At 70.9% G+C, this 19154-nt stretch carries 20 protein-coding genes; 13 read left to right on the top strand and 7 right to left on the bottom strand.

Annotated elements, in window-relative coordinates; translation table 11 throughout:
* Positions 1–11: 11 nt before the first annotated feature.
* Positions 12–1256 carry a glucose-1-phosphate adenylyltransferase gene (locus tag AC4FS1_RS04765; RefSeq protein ID WP_491153111.1) on the bottom strand — a complete coding sequence of 415 codons (1245 nt, stop codon included), beginning with the start codon at positions 1254–1256 and terminating at the stop codon, positions 12–14.
* 76 nt (positions 1257–1332) lie between these two features.
* Between AC4FS1_RS04765 and glgA the strand changes: the two genes are divergently transcribed.
* From glgA to AC4FS1_RS04750, 3 genes are all read left to right on the top strand, one after another.
* Positions 1333–2526, top strand: a complete 1194-nt coding sequence (glgA, locus tag AC4FS1_RS04760; protein ID WP_491153110.1) for a glycogen synthase — start codon at positions 1333–1335, stop codon at positions 2524–2526.
* 9 nt (positions 2527–2535) lie between these two features.
* Positions 2536–3321: an ABC transporter ATP-binding protein gene (locus AC4FS1_RS04755; protein WP_491153109.1), complete on the top strand. Its 786-nt coding sequence runs from the start codon at positions 2536–2538 to the stop codon at positions 3319–3321.
* A gap of 106 nt (positions 3322–3427) precedes the next feature.
* Positions 3428–3676, top strand: coding sequence for a type B 50S ribosomal protein L31 (locus AC4FS1_RS04750; RefSeq protein WP_491153108.1), 249 nt, complete (start codon positions 3428–3430; stop codon positions 3674–3676).
* A gap of 191 nt (positions 3677–3867) precedes the next feature.
* Here the strand turns inward: AC4FS1_RS04750 and AC4FS1_RS04745 are convergent, their stop codons facing one another.
* A complete protein-coding gene (locus tag AC4FS1_RS04745) occupies positions 3868–4602 on the bottom strand; it encodes a 3'-5' exonuclease (RefSeq protein ID WP_491153107.1) in 735 nt (244 codons plus the stop codon).
* A 71-nt stretch (positions 4603–4673) separates the two neighbouring features.
* Between AC4FS1_RS04745 and AC4FS1_RS04740 the strand changes: the two genes are divergently transcribed.
* The gene (locus tag AC4FS1_RS04740; RefSeq protein WP_491153106.1) at positions 4674–5567 is read left to right on the top strand and encodes an alpha/beta fold hydrolase; all 894 of its coding nucleotides are present in this window, start codon (positions 4674–4676) and stop codon (positions 5565–5567) included.
* On the opposite strand, the gene AC4FS1_RS04735 is transcribed toward AC4FS1_RS04740, so the two are convergent.
* Positions 5527–6090, bottom strand: coding sequence for a CGNR zinc finger domain-containing protein (locus AC4FS1_RS04735; RefSeq protein ID WP_491153105.1), 564 nt, complete (start codon positions 6088–6090; stop codon positions 5527–5529). The genes AC4FS1_RS04740 and AC4FS1_RS04735 overlap by 41 nt on opposite strands.
* Before the next feature lie 68 nt (positions 6091–6158).
* On the opposite strand from AC4FS1_RS04735, the gene AC4FS1_RS04730 reads away from it, so the two are divergent.
* Entirely contained in the window at positions 6159–7133 is a 975-nt protein-coding gene (locus tag AC4FS1_RS04730; RefSeq protein WP_491153104.1) for an EamA family transporter, read from the top strand.
* On the opposite strand, the gene AC4FS1_RS04725 is transcribed toward AC4FS1_RS04730, so the two are convergent.
* On the bottom strand, positions 7105–7578 hold the full coding sequence (locus AC4FS1_RS04725) for an Lrp/AsnC family transcriptional regulator (RefSeq protein WP_491153103.1): 474 nt from the start codon (positions 7576–7578) through the stop codon (positions 7105–7107). The two genes, AC4FS1_RS04730 and AC4FS1_RS04725, sit on opposite strands and share 29 nt — an antisense overlap.
* A 166-nt stretch (positions 7579–7744) precedes the next feature.
* Between AC4FS1_RS04725 and pdhA the strand changes: the two genes are divergently transcribed.
* From pdhA to AC4FS1_RS04685, 8 genes are read left to right on the top strand one after another with little or no spacing between them, the layout of a single operon-like run.
* Positions 7745–8875: a pyruvate dehydrogenase (acetyl-transferring) E1 component subunit alpha gene (pdhA, locus tag AC4FS1_RS04720; RefSeq protein WP_491153102.1), complete on the top strand. Its 1131-nt coding sequence runs from the start codon at positions 7745–7747 to the stop codon at positions 8873–8875.
* Positions 8872–9882 carry an alpha-ketoacid dehydrogenase subunit beta gene (locus AC4FS1_RS04715; protein ID WP_491153101.1) on the top strand — a complete coding sequence of 337 codons (1011 nt, stop codon included), beginning with the start codon at positions 8872–8874 and terminating at the stop codon, positions 9880–9882. The genes pdhA and AC4FS1_RS04715 overlap by 4 nt, the downstream gene beginning before the upstream one ends.
* Positions 9879–11243 (top strand): dihydrolipoamide acetyltransferase family protein, encoded by a 1365-nt coding sequence (locus AC4FS1_RS04710; RefSeq protein ID WP_491153100.1) that lies wholly within the window; start codon positions 9879–9881, stop codon positions 11241–11243. Before AC4FS1_RS04715 ends, AC4FS1_RS04710 begins: the two co-directional genes overlap by 4 nt.
* Before the next feature lies 1 nt (position 11244).
* Complete coding sequence (locus AC4FS1_RS04705) at positions 11245–12825, top strand: carboxyl transferase domain-containing protein (protein ID WP_491153099.1); 1581 nt, start codon at positions 11245–11247, stop codon at positions 12823–12825.
* 5 nt (positions 12826–12830) lie between these two features.
* Positions 12831–14750: an acetyl/propionyl/methylcrotonyl-CoA carboxylase subunit alpha gene (locus AC4FS1_RS04700; protein ID WP_491153098.1), complete on the top strand. Its 1920-nt coding sequence runs from the start codon at positions 12831–12833 to the stop codon at positions 14748–14750.
* The gene (locus AC4FS1_RS04695) at positions 14740–15909 is read left to right on the top strand and encodes an acyl-CoA dehydrogenase family protein (RefSeq protein ID WP_491153097.1); all 1170 of its coding nucleotides are present in this window, start codon (positions 14740–14742) and stop codon (positions 15907–15909) included. Before AC4FS1_RS04700 ends, AC4FS1_RS04695 begins: the two co-directional genes overlap by 11 nt.
* Before the next feature lie 9 nt (positions 15910–15918).
* Entirely contained in the window at positions 15919–16398 is a 480-nt protein-coding gene (locus AC4FS1_RS04690; RefSeq protein ID WP_491153096.1) for a MaoC family dehydratase, read from the top strand.
* Complete coding sequence (locus AC4FS1_RS04685; protein WP_491153095.1) at positions 16395–17207, top strand: HpcH/HpaI aldolase/citrate lyase family protein; 813 nt, start codon at positions 16395–16397, stop codon at positions 17205–17207. The genes AC4FS1_RS04690 and AC4FS1_RS04685 overlap by 4 nt, the downstream gene beginning before the upstream one ends.
* Positions 17208–17214: 7 nt before the next feature.
* Here the strand turns inward: AC4FS1_RS04685 and AC4FS1_RS04680 are convergent, their stop codons facing one another.
* The 3 genes from AC4FS1_RS04680 to AC4FS1_RS04670 are packed head-to-tail and all read right to left on the bottom strand — an operon-like array spanning position 17215 to position 19056.
* Positions 17215–17574 (bottom strand): iron chaperone, encoded by a 360-nt coding sequence (locus AC4FS1_RS04680; RefSeq protein ID WP_491153093.1) that lies wholly within the window; start codon positions 17572–17574, stop codon positions 17215–17217.
* A 9-nt stretch (positions 17575–17583) separates the two neighbouring features.
* Entirely contained in the window at positions 17584–18180 is a 597-nt protein-coding gene (locus tag AC4FS1_RS04675; protein WP_491155640.1) for a histidine phosphatase family protein, read from the bottom strand.
* An 18-nt stretch (positions 18181–18198) separates the two neighbouring features.
* The gene (locus AC4FS1_RS04670) at positions 18199–19056 is read right to left on the bottom strand and encodes a Sir2 family NAD-dependent protein deacetylase (protein ID WP_491153091.1); all 858 of its coding nucleotides are present in this window, start codon (positions 19054–19056) and stop codon (positions 18199–18201) included.
* Positions 19057–19154: the final 98 nt, after the last annotated feature.

Below are 19154 nucleotides of genomic sequence, written 5' to 3'. Positions count from 1 at the left end.
GGGACCCCGGGTCAGGAGTCGACGCGCACGCCCTTCCCGACCACCGTGATGCCGGTATCGGTGACGGTGTAGCCGCGGGCAAGATCGCGTTCCCGATCGACCCCGACCGTGGCACCATCGGCCAGCACGACGTTCTTGTCGAGGATGGCGCGGTGGACCCGCGCTCCCGCACCGACGTGCACGTAGTCGAACAGCACCGAGTCGGTGATCGTCGATCCGCCGCCGGCGAGGGTCCACGGACCCACGACGCTGCGCTCGAGGTGCGTGCCGGAAAGCACCGACCCGAGGGACACGATCGAGTCGATCGCGTTGCCGATGCGCCCCACCGAGTCGCGGACGAACTTCGCGGGAGGGGAGTTGACCGTCTGCGAATGGATCGGCCAGTCGGTGTTGTACAGGTTGAAGATCGGGAGCGTCGCGATGAGGTCGGCGTGCGCATCGTAGAACGAGTCGATCGTTCCCACATCCCGCCAGTACGCCCGGTCACGATCGGTGGACCCCGGAACGTCGTTGCGCTTGAAGTCGTACACGGCCGCCTCCCCGCGATTGACGAAGTACGGCACGATGTCACCGCCCATGTCGTGGTTCGACGTGGGCGACTCGCCGTCCACCTGCACGGCTTCGATGAGCGCGTCGGCGTCGAAGATGTAGTTGCCCATCGAGGCGAGCACCTCGTGCGGAGCATCCGAGAGCCCGGTGGGATTCTGCGGCTTCTCCAGGAAGTCGCGGATGCGGACGTTGTCCTTCGGGTCGACGTCGATGACGCCGAACTGGTTCGCCAGGGAGATCGGCTGACGGATGCCGGCGACCGTCGCGCGTGCTCCGGATGCGATGTGCGCCTCGAGCATCTGACCGAAGTCCATGCGGTACACGTGGTCGGCACCGATGACCATGACGATGTCCGGCTTCTCGTCGGTGAGGAGGTTCATGCTCTGCAGGATCGCGTCCGCCGAACCGGAGAACCATCGCTTGCCGAGGCGCTGCTGCGCCGGCACCGACGCCACGTACGAGCCGAGCATCGGCGACATCCGCCACGTCTGGGAGATGTGGCGGTCGAGGCTGTGGGACTTGTACTGCGTCAGCACCACGAGCTGGCGGAGCCCGGAGTTGATGAGGTTCGAGATCGCGAAGTCGATGAGGCGGTACTGTCCCGCGAAGGGAACCGCGGGCTTGGCTCGGTCAGCCGTCAAAGGCATGAGTCGCTTTCCCTCGCCCCCGGCGAGGATGATTCCGAAGACCTTCGGCGCTGCTGGCATGGCACCACCCTAGGCCGGGACATGCGGGCGCAACCACCCGCCTCCGACCCCTTGACAGCTGTACTACCGTTCCCTCATGCGCGTCGACATCGTGACCAAGGAATACCCGCCGGAAATCTACGGCGGGGCAGGGGTGCACGTCACCGAACTGGTGCGTTCCCTGCGCCATTCGCTCGACGTCCAGGTGCGCGCCTTCGGTGCGCCCCGCGATGAGGAGGGCACGACGTCCTACGCCGCGCCGGCGGAACTGTCCGCGGCGAACGGCGCGATCCAGACGCTCGGCACCGACCTGGAGATCGTCGGGGATGTCGCCGGCGCCGACGTCGTGCACAGCCACACCTGGTACGCCAACTTCGCCGGTCACCTCGCGTCGTTGCTGCACGGCATCCCGCACGTCGTGACGGCGCACAGCCTCGAGCCGCTCCGCCCGTGGAAGGCCGAGCAGCTCGGCGGCGGGTACGCCGTCTCCAGCTACATCGAGAAGACCGCGTACGAGGGGGCGGCGGCCATCGTCGCGGTGAGCGGGGGAATGCGCGCCGACATCCTGCGCAGCTACCCGAGCCTCGATCCCGCCAAGGTGCACGTGATCTACAACGGCATCGACACGCAGGCGTGGCATCCCGTCGAGGATGCGGCGTTCCTCGCCGAGGAGGGCATCGATCCCTCCCGTCCCTCGGTCGTGTTCGTGGGGCGCATCACCCGACAGAAGGGCCTGCCGTACCTGTTGCGGGCGGCCGAGCAACTGCCGCCCGAGGTGCAGCTGGTGCTGTGCGCCGGGGCGCCCGACACGCCGCAGATCCTGGCTGAAGTGCAGGAACTCGTGCGGGACCTGCAGGCCACGCGCGAGGGGGTCGTATGGATCGACCGCCTCCTCCCGCGCCACCAGCTCTGCGCCATCCTCACCGCCGCTACCACCTTCGTGTGCCCGTCGGTGTACGAGCCGCTCGGCATCGTGAACCTGGAAGCCATGGCGTGCGGCGCCGCGGTCGTCGGAACCGCCACCGGCGGCATCCCGGAGGTCGTGGCCGACGGAGAGACCGGGCGCCTGGTGCCGATCGAGCAGGTGCAGGACGGCACGGGGACCCCCGTGGACCCGGAGCGGTTCGTGGACGATCTCGCGCGCGTACTCACCGAAGTCGTGGCCGATCCCGCACGCGCGGCACAGTACGGCGAGGCCGGGCGGCTGCGGGCGGTGGAGGAGTTCGGCTGGGACCGGATCGCGGAGCAGACGGCCGCGCTGTACGCGAGTCTGACGACGCCCGGCCGATAGGCTGGGCGCATGCCTGAAGTCCTGGAGTTCTCCGACGTCGTCGTCCGCCGGAACACTCGCGACATCGTCGCGCACCTGGACTGGACGGTCGCCGACGACGAACGCTGGGTGATCCTCGGGCCGAACGGCGCGGGCAAGACGACCGTGCTCCAGCTGGCCGACACGCTGCTGCATCCCACGTCGGGCACCGTGACGATCCTCGGCGAGCGGATGGGCCGCACGGACGTCTTCGAACTGCGTCCGCGGATCGGGTTCGCCTCGTCGGCGATGGCCCGCCGCGTGCCGCCGGAGGAGACGGTGCTGGACGTGGTCCTCACCGCCGCGTACTCGGTGCTCGGGCGGTGGCGCGAGGAGTACGAAGACATCGACGAGCGCCGGGCGTTGCGCGTGCTGTCGGAATGGCGGCTCGATCACCTCGCCGACCGCACCTTCGGCACGCTCTCCGACGGCGAGCAGAAGCGCGTGCAGATCGCCCGTGCCGTCATGACCGACCCTGAGTTGCTGCTCCTCGATGAGCCGACCGCGAGCCTCGATCTCGGTGCCCGCGAGGAGCTCCTCACCCTGCTCTCCGGCTACGCACAGGCCCCCACGACGCCCGCGATGGTCATGGTGACGCACCACGTCGAGGAGATCCCCATCGGGTTCACGCACGTGTTGCTCCTCCGCGACGGCGGGGTGGTCGCCGCCGGGCCGATTCCGGCCACCCTCACCGCCGAGAACCTCACCGCCACCTTCGGCGCACCGATCGTGCTCACCGAGGACGGCGGCCGGTACGCCGCCCGCGCAGCATCCTGACGTGTTCCCGCCGTCGACCCGGTGCTGATAGAATCGACGCTTGGTGCCTCGCGCACCTCAGACTTTCCCGGCCCTCGAGGCCTCGTTCACACCCCAAGGATTCCGCATGAGAACTGACATTCACCCCGAGTACCGCGCCGTCGTGTTCCGCGACCTCGGTTCGGGCGAGACCTTCCTCACCCGTTCGACGGTGTCCAGCGACAAGACGGTCGAGCTCGACGGTGTCGAGTACCCCGTCATCGACGTCGAGATCTCGTCCGCGTCGCACCCGTTCTACACGGGCAAGCAGCGCATCATGGACTCCGCCGGTCGCGTCGAGAAGTTCAACCAGCGCTTCAAGAACTTCGGCAAGTAAGACTCGTCCCTCCTCGAAGGCCCCGCTCCGCGGGGCCTTCGTCGTTCCCGCCCCCGACGCCGTCCGTCCCCGCGCTCACTCGCGAGAAACCACATTCCGGACGAGAAACGGCGCGGCGCGTCGTTTCTCGCCCGGATCGTCGTTTCTCGCGGACGGAGCGGGAAGGAAGCGGGACGCACGGGAGGAGAGGGTCAGCGGATGGGCCAGCGGCCGTCGACGGCGTCGTCGGGGTCGAGCCGGCCGATCTGCACGAAGTATTCGGTGAGGCTCTCCGCCTGCGACCGCGCCCAGCCGATCTGCCGCGTATGCAGCTCGTCGAGGCTCGGCGGGAGCCAGGCGGCGAAGCGTTCGGCCAGCGCCAGGGCGACGCGGCCCGCGGCGACCGCGTCGGCGGACGCCTCGTGCGCGCCGTCGAGGCGCACCGCGTAATGCTCCGCGACCACCGCCAGCGTGCGCTTGCCCCGCCGGTAGCGGTCGTAGCGTTTGTCGACGACGAGCGGGTCGATGACGGGGGAGGGGGACTCCAGCGGCGCCACGCCGTGGCGGAGGGCCTCGTGCTTGAGCAGCGAGAAGTCATACGGCGCGTTGTAGGCCACCACCGGGATGCCGGCGGCGAAGATCCCCGCGAGGGCGTCGACCACTTCGGCGACCACGGTGGCGGCCTCGCGCCCGTGCCGGCGTGCGTGCTCGGTGGAGATCCCGTGGATGGCGGCAGCGCCCTCGGGGATGGGCACGCCCGGGTCGGCGAGCCAATCCCGCGCCGTCAGCACCGCGCCGTCCGCGTCGAGCACGCCGACGTGCGCGGTCACGATCCGGTCGCGCGTCACATCCACACCCGTGGTCTCCAGGTCGAACACCCCGATGACGCGCGTCCACTCCGGGGCCTGGAACAACGGAAGCGGTGGAGGTCGCTTCGCGGGGTGCATACGCCACACGGTATGCGCGGCATCCGACATCCGCGGCAGGCGCACCGCCGCGTGCTCCGTAGACTCGGGGGATGCCGAATCCGTACGCCCCCCTGCTGTCCCGCGTCGCGCTCGAGCGTCGCGAGGCCGAGGTGCTGGGGGGAACGACGGCGTACTGGGTCTACGGCGATGCGGATGCGGCGACCACCGTCGTGGCGGTGCACGGCTTCCGCGGCGAGCACCACGGGCTCGAGCCGGTGATCGCGCACCTTCCGGGGATGCGCGTCATTTCGCCGGACCTGCCGGGATTCGGCGAGAGCGCCCCGATCAGGGGGCGTGCGCACGACCTCGCCCTGTATGCCGAGTGGCTCACCGGGTTCGTCGCCGCCGTGGCTCCGGGCTCCGTGATCCTCGGGCACTCGTTCGGCTCCATCGTGTCGGCGGCCGCCGTCGCCGGCGGACTGGACACCCCCGCCGTCGTGCTCGTGAACCCCATCGGTGCCCCGGCGCTGGAGGGGCCTCGTGGCGTCCTCACGCGTCTCGCGGTCTTCTACTACTGGGCCGGTGCCCGCCTCCCGCGGCGGATCGGCGAGGCGCTGCTGCGCAATCGGATCATCGTGCGGGTCATGAGCCTGGCGATGGCCAAGACGAAGGATCCCGGGCTCCGCCGGTTCGTCCACGAGCAGCACGACCTCTACTTCTCACGGTTCTCCGACCGCGACGTGCTGCACCAGGCGTTCGTCACGTCGGTCTCGAACGACGTGCGCGCCTTCGCCCCGCGCATCGCCCAGCCGGTGCTGCTGGTGGCCGCCGTTCGCGATGACATCACGCCCATCGAGGCGGAGCGTCACCTGGCGACCCTCTTCCCCCGCGCCGAGCTCGTCGAGATCCCCGACGTCGGCCACCTCATCCATTACGAGACTCCGGCCGAGGCCGCCGACGCGATCAGGCGGTTTCTTGCGCCTTCCGACGCCGGTACGCGTTGACGTTCATGCGGTTTCCGCAGTTGCCGGTGTCGCAGTAACGCTTGGAACCGTTCCGTGAGTAGTCGACGTACACCGACGCGCAGTCGTCCGCCTCGCACACGCGTACCCGGTCGTATTCGTCGGCGCGGATGACATCGACGAACGCCATCGCCGTCTCCACGAGGATCCGGATGGCGAGGGGTGCATCGTCGTCGGTGGCATGGATGTGCCACTCCTCGAATCCCGGGTGCGTGACGAGCCGGGGGAGCGCACGCCCGTCGGCGAGCATGCCGTTCACCAGGGGGACGGCGTTATCGCGATCCACGGTCCACAGCTCGTGCAGGCGCGGGCGGATGCTCCGCAGCTGAGCCAGTTCGCCGGCATCGCGGTCGATCCGCCCGCTGTAGGGCTGACCGGCGAGGAAGCGGTTCAGATCGTCGACCGTCGTGAGGTCGTCCACACCGTCGGACGACGTCTCGGGCAGCGTGTTGACCAGGGTGACGGCGGCGCCGAGGGCAAGCTGCGTGTCATGAATGAACACCATGTTGACTCCTGACATCTCGTACCGTAGTGTCACCAGCGTACAGACCCTACGCTCGTGACAGGCCACTGATGACCGCTACCGTTCTCCTCCCGGACATCGCGCGCGCGCGCACCTCCGGCATCGTCATCGGACTTGCTTCCGCCCTGGCCTTCGCCTCGAGCGGACCCGTGACCAAACCGCTCCTGGAAGCGGGATGGTCGGTGGGTGCCGCCCTTCTCCTGCGGATGGGCGGAGCCGCGCTCCTGCTGTCGCCGTGGCTCGTCCGCGCGATTCTGCGCGATCGCTCGATGATCCGCCGCTCGTGGCTGCTCATCGTCGGATTCGGGCTCACCGCCGTCGCCGGATGCCAGGTGTTCTTCTTCTCCGCGATGCAGAGGATGCCGGTGGCCATCGCCCTGCTCGTGCAGTACATCGCCCCGGTGCTGCTGGTCGTGTGGGTGTGGGCACGGACGCGCCGCCGCCCCTCGTCGGTTGTGCTGATCGGCACCGCCGTCGGCGTGGCCGGCCTGGTCCTCGTCATCGACATCGCCGGCGCCTCCTTCGACCTGCTCGGTGTCGTCCTCGCCCTCGGCGCGGCCGTGTGCCTCGCGGCCTACTTCGCGATCGCCGAGCACGCCGCCCAGACGATGCCGCCCCTGGCCCTCGCCGCCGGCGGGCTGCTCGTCGGCGCGCTGTTCATGGCGGTGCTGTGCCTGACCGGCGTGCTGCCGTTCGTCGCCCCGCCGGTGTCCACCGACATCCTCGGGGCGAGCATGCCGTGGTTCGTCTCCATCGCGTGGGTCGTCCTCGTCGCCACCGCGCTGGGCTACGGACTGGGAGTCCTCGCCGTGCCGCGCATCGGTGCGCGTCTGGCGTCCTTCGTCGGCCTCACCGAGGTGCTGTTCGCGATGCTGTTCGCGTGGCTGCTGCTCAGTGAGGCACCCACTCTGGTCCAGGCATTCGGAAGTGTGCTCATCCTCGCCGGTGTCGTCCTCGTGCGGGCGGATCCTGTGGCGCCGCCCCGGCGGGAGGCCGCTACCGTTCCCGCCGTGCCAGCTCCATGAGCGGCCCCACGCGGTAGGGGATCACCTCGCGCATCACGAGCGACGTCTCCGTGCGTTCCACGCCGTCCACCGCGAGAATGCGGGCGTCGACGTCGAACAGATGACGGGCGTCGCGGCACGCGACCCGCACCACGAGGTCGATCTGCCCGCTCATCCCGTGGGCCTGGAGAATCTCGGGGATGCTCTCCAGCTCCGTGCGGATGCGCGGAAGATCCGCCTGTCGGACGGTGACGTGGATGAACGCCTCGATCGGGAAACCCAGGGCCGCCGGCGAGAGGGATCTCTCGAACGACAGGAGCACCTCGGCGCGCTCGAGGCGCGCCATGCGTGCCTGCACGGTGTTGCGCGAGAGTCCGAGGCGATCGGCGAGGGCGACCACGGTCGCCCTCGGATCATCGGCCAGCGCCCGCAGCAGGTCGAGGTCGACTGCGTCCAGACGAGACATGATGCGAAACCTTAGCAGCGAGGCCGCGCCGATGTAACGCAACTTGCTCAATCCAAACCGTGATGCTTGAGCTAGGTGCGCGCCGGACGTATGGTCGGCCTGTCGGCGACGCCGCCGGCGCCGGACGCTTCGGGGCCCCACGAGGGCCGCGGGCCGACCTGGAGGTATGACGATGGTGCACACTCCAACCCCGACAGCCGGTCCCGCGGTGTCCGTGGATGACGCGGCACGATTGCTCACCGCCGACGGCGAGCGCGTGGCCGACCCCACGCTGGATCCCTGGCTGGATGCGCTCGACCCCGCCGCGCTGCGCACGCTGTACCGCGACATGATCCTCACCCGCCGGGTCGACGCCGAGGGCTTCGCCCTGCAGCGCCAGGGGCAGCTGGGTCTGTGGCCGCCCTGCCGCGGCCAGGAGGCTGTCCAGGTCGGCACCACCCACGCCCTCGCCGCCGCCGACATGATCTTCCCCAGCTACCGCGAGACCGGGGTACTGCTGGCACGGGGAGGGCGTCCGCAGGAGTTCGTGCTCGCGTGGCGGGGCGAGGCGCACACCGCCTACGACACCGAGCGGCTGCGGATGGCGCCCATGCAGGTGATCATCGGAGCCCATGCACTGCACGCCACCGGCTACGCGATGGGCATCCAGCGCGATCACGCGGACGAGATCGCGGTGGCGTACTTCGGCGATGGGGCGATGAGTCAGGGCGACGTCAACGAGGCGCTGGTGTTCTCCGCCTCCTACCAGGCGCCCGTCGTGTTCGTCTGCTCCAACAATCAGTGGGCGATCTCCGAGCCGGTCGACGTCCAGTCGAGGGTGCCGCTGGCCGCTCGCGGAGCCGGCTTCGGGGTGCCGAGCCTGCGGATCGACGGCAATGACGTTCTCGCCTGCTACGCGGCGATGCGCTGGGCGCGCGACCGTGCCCGTCGGGGCGAGGGACCGACGCTCCTCGAGGCTGTGACGTACCGGATGGGGCCGCACACCACCGCGGATGACCCGACCCGGTACCGGGATGCTGCGGAACTCGAGCGCTGGGAACGCCGCGACCCGATCTCCCGGTTCGAGACCTACCTGCGCGGCGAGGGGATCCTCGACGATGAGGCGGTTTCCGAGGTGGCAGCCGCTGGCGACGCCCTGGCCGCCGAGGTGCGTGCGGCGTGCATCGGCGCGCAGACCCTCCCCGGTGTCGAGGTGCTCGACACCGTCTACGCCGAGCCGCATTCGGGTCTTGCCGAACAGCGCCGCGACTACGAGGCGTATCTCGCGGCATTCGCCGACACGGAGGTGGAGGCATGACTCGGCTGACTCTCGCCCAGGCGGTGGGTGCGGGTCTTCGCACCGCCATGCAGGACGACCCCCGTGTGCTGCTCCTCGGGGAAGACATCGGGAAGCTCGGCGGAGTTTTCCGGGTCACCGACGGGCTGCTCGACCGGTTCGGCCCGGAGCGCGTGATCGACACGCCGCTGGCCGAGGCCGGCATCATGGGCGCCGCCGTGGGGCTCGCCTTCCGCGGCTACCGGCCCGTGGTGGAGATCCAGTTCGACGGGTTCGTGTATCCCGCGTTCGATCAGATCGTCTGCCAGGTGGCGAAGCTCCACTACCGCACGCGCGGCGTGGTGAAGATGCCGCTGACGATCCGTATCCCGTGGGCGGGCGGCATCGGCGCGGCCGAGCACCACTCCGAGTCGCCCGAGGCGTACTTCGTCCACACGGCCGGTCTGCGCGTGGTTGCCGCATCCGACCCCCGCGACGCCTATGTGCTGCTGCGCCAGGCGATCGCGAGCGATGACCCGGTGGTCTTCTTCGAGCCCAAGCGGCTGTACCACACGAAGGGCGAGGTCGACCTCGACCTCGATCTCGCCGATGAGCCGCCGATGGGGCTCGCCCGCGTGGTGCGCGAAGGCACCGACGTCACTCTCGTCACTTACGGCGCGCAGGTTCCGATCGCCCTGGACGCCGCTCTCGCCGCAGAGGATGAGGGGGTATCGATCGAAGTCCTCGACCTGCGATCGATCTCCCCGGTGGACTACGGTGCCGTCACCGCATCCGTGCGCAAGACGGGCCGCGCGGTGGTCACGCACGAGGCAGCGCGCGAGGCGGGAGTGGGGGCGGAGCTGGTCGCCAGCATCACCGAGCGCTGCTTCGATTACCTGGAAGCCGCTCCCCAGCGCGTCACCGGTCATGACATCCCCTACCCGCCCGCCAAGCTCGAGCGTCACCACCTTCCCGACCTCGACCGCATCCTCGCGGCCGTCGACCGCGTGCTCGGCCGCGAACACGACCTGCAGGGGATGCCGCGATGATCCAGGAATTCCGACTCCCCGACCTCGGGGAGGGGCTCACCGACGCGGAGCTCGTGCAGTGGCTCGTCGCCGAGGGCGACGCGGTGCATCTCAACCAGACGATCGCGGAGGTGGAGACAGCCAAGGCGGTCGTGGAGCTGCCGTCGCCGTTCGCCGGTGCCGTCCAGCACCTGCACGCCGCAGCCGGCGACACCGTGCAGGTGGGCGCGCCCCTGGTGACCTTCTCCGTGCCCGGCGAGGACGCGCCGAGCCCCGCCGCCGACCCGGTCGCGACCGGGTCGGCACCGGAGGTTGCCTCCCAGCGGGAGCGGGAGCGGGAGCCGGAGCCGGAACGCGCGCACGTGCCCGCCTCCGCGCAGCGGCCGTCACGCGACGAGTCGGAGTCGACCGACGGTCGGCAACCGACCCTCGTCGGGTATGGCGCGGTCGGGCGATCGGGTGCGCGTCCGCACCGTCGCCCCCGACGCGGGCTCCCGGCCGCGGGGCCCGGAACGGCTCCGGCGCGCGAGGCGGGCGAGCGGGAACGGCCCCGCTCCAGCCCGCCGGTGCGCCGCCTCGCCAAAACGCTCGGCGTCGACCTCGATGCGCTGGGCGGACGCGACGGCCTGATCACGCGCGCCGACGTGGAGGCCGCAGCCCGGCCCGCGGCAGCGAGCGACCCCCGGGTCACCCGCATCCCCATCCGGGGCGTCCGCAAGCACACCGCTGCGGCGATGGTGCGCAGTGCCTTCACCGCGCCGCACGCCGCGACCTTCGTCACCGTCGATGTCACCGAGACGGTGCGCCTCCTCGACGAACTGTCGCACGACCGGGCGCTGGACGGCCACCGCCTCGGCATCCTCGCCGTCACCGCGAAGGCCGTGTGCCTGGCACTCGGGCGCACCCCGGTGCTCGGCTCGCGCTGGGACGAGGAGGCGGGAGAGATCATCCAGCCCTCGTACGTGAACCTCGGCATCGCCGTCGCCAGCGCGCGGGGCCTCGTCGTCCCGAACGTGCGGGACGCCGAGACGCTCACCCTGGTGGATCTGGCCGACTCCATCGGCGACCTGGTGTCCACGGCGCGTGCCGGGTCGCTCACCCCGGTCCAGCTCAGTGGCGGCACGTTCACCATCACCAACGTCGGGGTGTTCGGTGTGGACGGCGGAGTCCCCATCCTCAACCCCGGGGAGGCGGGCATCCTCGCCGTCGGAGCGATACGACGTCAGCCGTGGGAGCATCACGGCGACATCGCGCTCCGCGACGTCATGACGCTCAGCCTGTCGTTCGACCACCGCCTCGCCGACGGCGCGGAGGCCGCCGGCTTCCTCATGGATGTCGCCGGCGTGCTGCGCGCACCCGGCCGAGCGATGCTGCTGCGCTGAGATGACGACCACCCGGACCGCACCGACGCACGCGACGCAAGCCGCACTCGCCGACCGCCTCCGCGACCGCCTCGCCCAGGTGGCACGCGGCGGCTCCGACACCGCCCGCGACCGTCATGTCGCCCGCGGCAAGCTCCTCGCTCGCGACCGGGTCGACCGTCTCCTGGACGAGGGAAGCCCCTTCCTGGAGGTCGCGCCGCTCGCCGCCGAGGGAATGTACGACGGGGATGCCCCCGCCGCCGGCGTGGTCGCCGGCATCGGTCTCGTGCACGGCCGCCTCGTGATGGTCGTCGCCAACGACGCGACGGTGAAGGGCGGCGCGTACTTCCCGCTGACCGTGAAGAAGCACCTCCGTGCTCAGGAGATCGCCCTCGAGAACCGCCTGCCGTGCGTGTACCTGGTCGATTCCGGAGGCGCCTACCTGCCGATGCAGGACGAGGTGTTCCCCGACCGCGACCACTTCGGGCGGATCTTCCGCAACCAGGCACGTCTCTCCGCTGAGGGCGTCGGGCAGATCGCCGCCGTCCTGGGCTCGTGCACCGCCGGCGGCGCGTATGTGCCGGCGATGAGTGACGAGACCGTGATCGTCCGGGGCCAGGGGACGATCTTCCTCGGCGGCCCGCCGCTGGTGAAGGCCGCGATCGGCGAGACCGTCACCGCCGAGGAGCTCGGCGGGGGAGACGTGCACGCGCGCCGCTCCGGGGTGGTCGATCACCTTGCCGAGAACGACGCGCACGCACTCGAGATCGTGCGTGACATCGTCGCGACGCTGCCCAAGCCCGCCCCGCGGTCATGGGAGGTCACCGCATCCGTCCCACCCGCGGCAGACCCCGCCACCCTGTACGACGTCGTGCCCGTCGACGTCACGCAGCCCTACGACGTGCACGCCGTGCTCGACCGACTGGTCGACGCCGACTCGGTACACGAGTTCAAGCGCGAGTACGCCACCACGATCGTCACCGTGTTCGCACGTATCCACGGGCATCCCGTCGGGATCGTCGCGAACAACGGAGTGCTCTTCAGCGAATCGGCGCTCAAGGCGGCGCACTTCATCGAACTCTGCGATCAGCGCGGCATCCCGCTGCTGTTCCTGCAGAACATCTCCGGCTTCATGGTCGGAAAGGATGCCGAGGCCGGCGGTATCGCGAAGGACGGCGCGAAGATGGTCACCGCCGTGGCGACCACCCGGGTACCCAAACTGACGGTGATCATCGGCGGCTCGTTCGGCGCCGGCAACTACGCCATGTGCGGACGCGCGTACGACCCGCGGTTCCTGTGGACCTGGCCGGCCGCCCGCATCTCGGTCATGGGCGGGACTCAGGCCGCGGCCGTCCTCGCCACGGTCAAACGAGATCAGCTCGACGCACGGGGCCAGGAGTGGTCGCCCGAGGACGAAGAGGCGTTCCGCGCCCCCGTTCGCGACCGCTACGACGCGCAGGGCGACCCGTACTACGCCACCGCCCGGCTGTGGGATGACGGCATCCTCGACCCCGCCGACACCCGCACCGTGCTCGGCCTTGCGCTGGAGGTCGTGTCCCGGTCCCCGCTTCCCGATCCGCGCTTCGGCGTCTTCCGGATGTGAGCGCCATGGGTCCCACCGAGCCTGTCGAGGTGTTCGGCACCGTCCTCGTCGCCAACCGCGGTGAGATCGCCCGCCGCGTCATCCGGACGCTTCGGCGCCTGGGCATCCGATCGGTCGCCGTGTACAGCGACGCCGACGCCGGTGAGCCGCACGTGCGGGAAGCCGACACCGCCGTGCGCATCGGACCCGCCGCCGCCCGGGGGTCGTACCTGGACATCGACGCGGTCCTCGCGGCCGCCCGGGCCACCGGCGCCGACGCCATCCACCCCGGGTACGGGTTCCTGTCCGAGAACGCCGCCTTCGCCCGCGCCTGCGCGGAGGGCGGAATCGTCTTCATCGGGCCGGGGGAGCGGGCGATCGACATCATGGGCGACAAGATCCGCGCCCGCGACCATGTCGCCGCATCCGGGGTGCCGATCGTGCCCGGTTTCGGGGCGGAGGGGATGACCGACGCCGAGATCGCCGCCCGGGCCGTCGAGGTCGGCTACCCGGTGATCGTCAAGCCGTCGGCCGGCGGCGGGGGCAAGGGTATGGAGGTGGTGCGGGATGCGGCGGACCTGCCGGCGGCCCTGGCCACCGCGCGCCGCGTCGCCACCGCGGCCTTCGGCGACGACACCCTGCTTCTGGAGAGGTTCGTGTCGGCGCCCCGTCACATCGAGGTGCAGGTGCTCGCCGACGAAGCCGGAACCGTCGTGCACCTCGGCGAGCGGGAGTGCACTCTTCAGCGGCGGCACCAGAAGGTAATCGAGGAGGCTCCGTCGCCGATCGTGACGCCCGGCCTGCGCGCGCGATTGGGGGCGGCCGCGTGCGCGGCAGCGGCCAGCGTCGATTATCGCGGCGCGGGCACCGTGGAATTCCTGGTGTCGGGCGAGAACCCGGAGGAATTCTTCTTCCTCGAGATGAACACGCGCCTGCAGGTGGAGCATCCCGTCACCGAGCTGGTCACCGGGCTCGACCTCGTCGAGCAGCAGGTACGGGTCGCGGCCGGGCGACCGCTGGACTTCACGCAGGCGGACGTCCGCGTAGAGGGGTGGGCGATGGAGGCCCGCGTGTACGCCGAACGCCCGGCACGGGGATTCCTGCCGGCAACCGGCGACGTGCTCGCCTGGCGGCCGGCCCCCGGAGCGCGCACCGACGCCGCCGTCGAGAGCGGCAGTCGGGTGGGCGTGGACTACGACCCTCTCGTGGCGAAGGTCATCGCGCATGGCGCCGACCGGGCCAGCGCGCTGTCGCGACTGGATGCGGCCCTGGCCGGCACGGTCCTGCTCGGCGTGGAGACGAATATCGCCTACCTCCGCACGATCCTCGCCGACCAGCGGGTTCGCCGGGGAGACCTCGACACCGGACTGCTCGACCGGCTGCCGTCCGAAGAAGAGGAGCCGCCTTCACCGGCGATCCTCGCTGCCGCCCGTGATGCTGTCGCACCGCCCCGCGGCGACCTGTGGGAGGCCCGCGACGGCTGGCGAGCCGGCGGCCGTTCCGCGGAGGTGCGCACCATCTTCGACACCGACGCGGGCACCGCCACGGTCGACGGGAACGCGGCGCCCTCGCCCAGCGCCGTCGTGGCCCGCGCAGCCGACGGCGCCGTCTGGGTGCACGACGACGGGGTGACCGCACGGGTCGTCCCGGTCTCCCGGCGCGACGCGACACTGCGCGAGCGGGAAGGCGCCGTCGCGGCACAGCGCAACCCCGCACTCCTCGCGCCGCTCCCCGGCACGGTGGTCGCCGTGCACGTCACGGAGGGCTCCCGTGTGAACGCGGGCGAGAAGATGCTGACGATCGAAGCCATGAAGATGGAGCACACCCTCACGGCCCCGCACGACGGGATCGCGCGGTTGCGGGTGCAGCTCGGAGCATCCGTCGCCCGCGACCAGAGCGTCGCCGAAGTCGAACCACCCGTCCTGGAGGACCACGATGCCCACTGACACCTTGACCGTCGGACTGACCGCAGAGGAGCGGGAACTCTCGGGCATGGTCCGCGCCTTCGCCGACGAGGTCGTCGCGCCGCGGTCGTACGAGGCGGATCGCGAGGCGACTCTTCCTCTCGACATCGTCGCTCAGATGGGTGAGCTCGGCCTGTTCGGCCTCCCGTTCCCCGAAGACGTCGGGGGGCAGGGCGGCGACTACGCCGCCCTGTGTGTGGCGCTGGAAGCACTCGGGCGGGTGGACCAGTCGATCGCGATCACCCTCGAAGCGGGCGTGAGTCTCGGCGCGATGCCGGTGTACCGGTTCGGCACCGACGCACAGCGCACCCAGCTCCTCCCCGACCTCCTGGCCGGGCGCGCGCTGGCCGGGTTCGGCCTCACCGAGCCCGAGGCCGGCAGCGACGCGGGCGCGACGCGCACCGCGGCGCGGCTGGAGAACGGGGAGTGGGTGATCGACGGGGCCAAGCAGTTCATCACCAACTCCGGCACCGCGATCACCCGGTTCGTCACAGTGACCGCGGTCACCGGCCGCGGCGCGGACGGGCGCCCCGAGATCTCGGCCATCATCGTGCCCACCGGCACTCCCGGATTCGTCGTGGGACCCGGCTACGACAAGGTGGGGTGGCACGCCTCCGACACGCATCCGCTCGCCTTCTCCGACGCGCGAGTCCCCGAGGCCAACCTCCTCGGGGAGCGCGGCCGCGGCTACGCGAACTTCCTCCACATCCTCGACGAAGGCCGGATCGCCATCGCCGCCCTCGCCACCGGTGCGGCGGAGGGCTGCCTGGAAGCCGCGGTCGACTACGCCAAGAGCCGCACCGTGTTCGGCGAGCGTCTCTCGTCGCGTCAGGGCATCCAGTTCCTCCTCGCACGCATGCGAGCGCGCGTGCACACCTCCCGCCTGGCGTGGCTGCACGCCGCGCGCCTGCGGGACGCAGGGGAGCGGTTCAAGGAGGAGGCGGCCATCGCGAAACTCGTCGCGGGGGAGGCGGCGATGGACAACGCCCGCGACGCCACGCAGGTCTTCGGTGGAAACGGCTTCATGAACGAGTATCCGGTCGCCCGCCACTATCGCGACTCGAAGATCCTGGAGATCGGTGAGGGCACCACCGAGGTGCAGCTCCTCGTCATTTCGCGGGCACTCGGTCTGACGGGATAGCGTGACGTTGTGAGCGGCATCCTCCAGCGCGGCCTGTGGTTCGAGGAGTTCGAGGTCGGAGCGCGGTACCTTCACCGCCCCGGGCGGACGATCACGCAGGCCGACAACATCCTCTTCTCCGCCCTCACCGCCAACCCGCAGGCGCTGCACGTGGACGCCGCATACGCGGCGAGCCAGCCGTTCGGCCGCCCCCTCGTGAACTCGATGTGGACGCTCGCCACGATGGTGGGCGCATCCGTGGCGCAGTTGACGCAGGGCACCCTCGTCGCTCAACTCGGGCTCGGCGACATCGCGTTTCCCGCGCCGCTGTTTCCCGACGACACGCTCTACACCGAAACGGAGATCACCGCGACACGCCCATCCGCGTCGCGTCCCGGCCAGGGGGTCGTGACCCTGCGCCACACCGGCCGATCGCAAGACGACACCGTCGTCGCCACCGCGACGCGCACCGTGCTGGTGTGGCGCGAGGATGCAGAGGGCCGGCCATGAGCGGATTCGCCCTGGGCCCCGCGCTGTTGTTCTGCCCCGCCGACCGCCCCGAACGCTTCGCCAAGGCCGCCGAACGCGCGGACGCGGTCATCCTCGACCTCGAGGACGCGGTCGCGCCCGCCGACAAGACCCGAGCGCGCGGGGCGCTCATCGAAGCGGAGCTCGATCCGGCCCGCGTGATCGTCCGGGTGTCGGCGCCCGGCACCGACGCCTTCGTCGCCGACCTCGCCACGCTCGCGCAGACCGACTTCCGTACGGTCATGGTCGCCAAGACCGAATCGGCCAAGGCGTTGCGCGCCCTCGATGAACGGTTCTCGATCATCGGGCTGTGCGAGACGGCGAAGGGTGTCGCCGCGGCCGACAAGATCGCCGCATCCGACCGCGTCGTCGCCCTCATGTGGGGAGCGGAAGACCTCGTGGCGAGCCTGGGCGGCACCTCCAGCCGTGATGACCGCGGCCGGTATCGCGACATCGCCCGTTACGCGCGCTCGTGGGTGCTCCTCGCCGCCCGGGCGCACGACAAGGCCGCGATCGACGCGGTGCATCTCGACATCGCCGACACCGCGGGGCTCCGGAGCGAGGCCGAGGATGCTGCCGCCTCCGGGTTCGCCGCGAGTGCCTGCATCCACCCGTCGCAGGCGCCGATCATCCGCGCCGCCTACCGCCCGGACGCCGCCACCGTGGCGTGGGCCGAGGGTGTGCTGCGGGCCGCGGCCGGCGCGGGTGGGGTCTTCCGCCATGACGGGCGCATGGTGGACGAGCCGGTGCTGGTCCACGCCCGACGCGTGCTGCAGCGCGTGCAGGGCTGAGCTCGGCTCAGACGCCCCCGGCGGAGCGCTGCGCCACGATCGCGGCTGCGACGCGGGCGATCAGGTCGTACGGAATGGGCTGGGCGTGCGGGAAGACGACGGAGTCCTTCTCGGTGCGGTACGGCGCGATCTCCGATTCGAGCGGCTCGGAAAGCGGAGGGACCGGATACAGGCCGATGTGCTTCTTCCACCCCGCGTAGTGCAGCGCGTACCGGCCGCCGAGCATCACGGCGGCGATGCCGTACCGCATCTTCTCCTCCGGTGCCGGCACTTCGGCGAGGATGGCCGCACGGACCCGCTGAAGACGCTCGGCGATGGCCCCCGGGAAGGACGCGAGATACTCGTCGACCGTGGCGGGGGCAGGCATGCGCGCAGTCTAGGCCGCAGCCCCGACGTAGGACAGCAGACGGATGCGGTCGCGTTCGACGAGGAACCGGTGAGCCGACCCGTTGGGCAGCCGCTCGCCCTCGGCCGGCAGCTCGTCGCCGCTGGCGTGCCGGATGACCTGGCGGATGAGCGCACCGTGCGCGACCGCCACCACTTCGGGCGCGCGCGGCGCCGTGAGCAGCCGCGCGTCGCGGACGACGTCCCGGATGGCGCGTACCGCGCGGACGCGCACGTCCGGCCACGGCTCGGCACCGGGCACCTGCGCGGAGTGCCAATCGCCCCAGCGGGCATGGAATTCCGCGGCGTCCAGCCCCTCCGCGTCGCCGTACGCCCGTTCGCGCAGCCCCGCGTAGCGCCTCGGGGGAGCAACCCCCAGCGTCTGGGCGATGATGGCGGCGGTCTCCACCGCGCGCGAGAGGTCGCTGGAGACCACCACGAGGGGCGTTTCGGGGTCACGATCCTCGGCCAGGAGCATCCCCGCGGCGAGTGCCTGTGCACGCCCGGTGTCGTTCAGGGGGATGTCTGTCGCGCCCTGCACGCGCCCGTCGCGGTTCCAGTCGGTCTCGCCGTGGCGGATGAGGGTCATGAGCGTCACCGAATGAGTTTATCCGCCGGGCTCCCCGGCGAGCGCCCGGTGCAGCGCGGGGAGCACCTCACTCGTGCCCGCGTCGATCTTGACCGTCGCTCGGCCGTCGGCGCGGGTCTCGCCGCGGTTGATGATCACGACCGGGATGCGCCGCCGCCGTGCCCGCTCGACCAGGCGGATGCCGGAGTTGACCACGAGCGACGATCCGGCGACCACGAGCGCCCCGCTCGCGTGCAGCAGCTGCTCCGCCTCCCGGAACTTCTCCGCCGGGATGAACTCGCCGAAGAACACGACGTCGGGCTTGAGCATCCCCCCGCACACCGTGCAGGCAGGGATGCGAAAGCCCTCGACCGTCTCGGGCCGTACGTCGCCGTCGGGTCCGAGCGGCACGTCCTGGTCGACACGGAGCCACGGATTGTCGGCCTCGACCCGCTCGGCGAGGTCGCGGCGGTCGAACACCTGGCCGCAGTGCGTGCAGAAGACCCGCCGCATCGTGCCGTGCAGCTCGACGACCCGGCGGCTGCCGGCGCGAATGTGCAGGCCGTCCACGTTCTGCGTGATGACGCCGGTCGCCGCGCCCGCGCGCTCGAGATCGGCGATGGCGGCGTGCCCGGGGTTGGGTCGGGCCGCGGCGAAGGTGCGCCAGCCCAGGTGGCTCCCCACCCAGTACCGGCGCCGCGCGCCTTCGCTCGCCAGAAACTGCTGCGCGGTCATGGGGGTGCGCACGGGAGCGCCCGCGCCGCGATAGTCGGGGATCCCGGAATCCGTCGAGACCCCCGCCCCCGTGAGGATCGCGAGACGGCGACCTTCCAGCGCCTCGATGGCACGTTCGACCGACGCCGCCACCGCAGCATCCTGGGCGAACACAGAAGACACCCTCCACCTCCGATGTCGAGTGTAGGCGCGTGCCGGACCCCTGACGCCCGATGCCCGGCGTCGGTGGGCGGCTCGGGAGGCCTTCGGGAAATGGCAGA

Source organism: Microbacterium sp. Z12_35, assembly GCF_058310475.1.
This window is presented reverse-complemented; position numbering and strand designations above follow the sequence as displayed.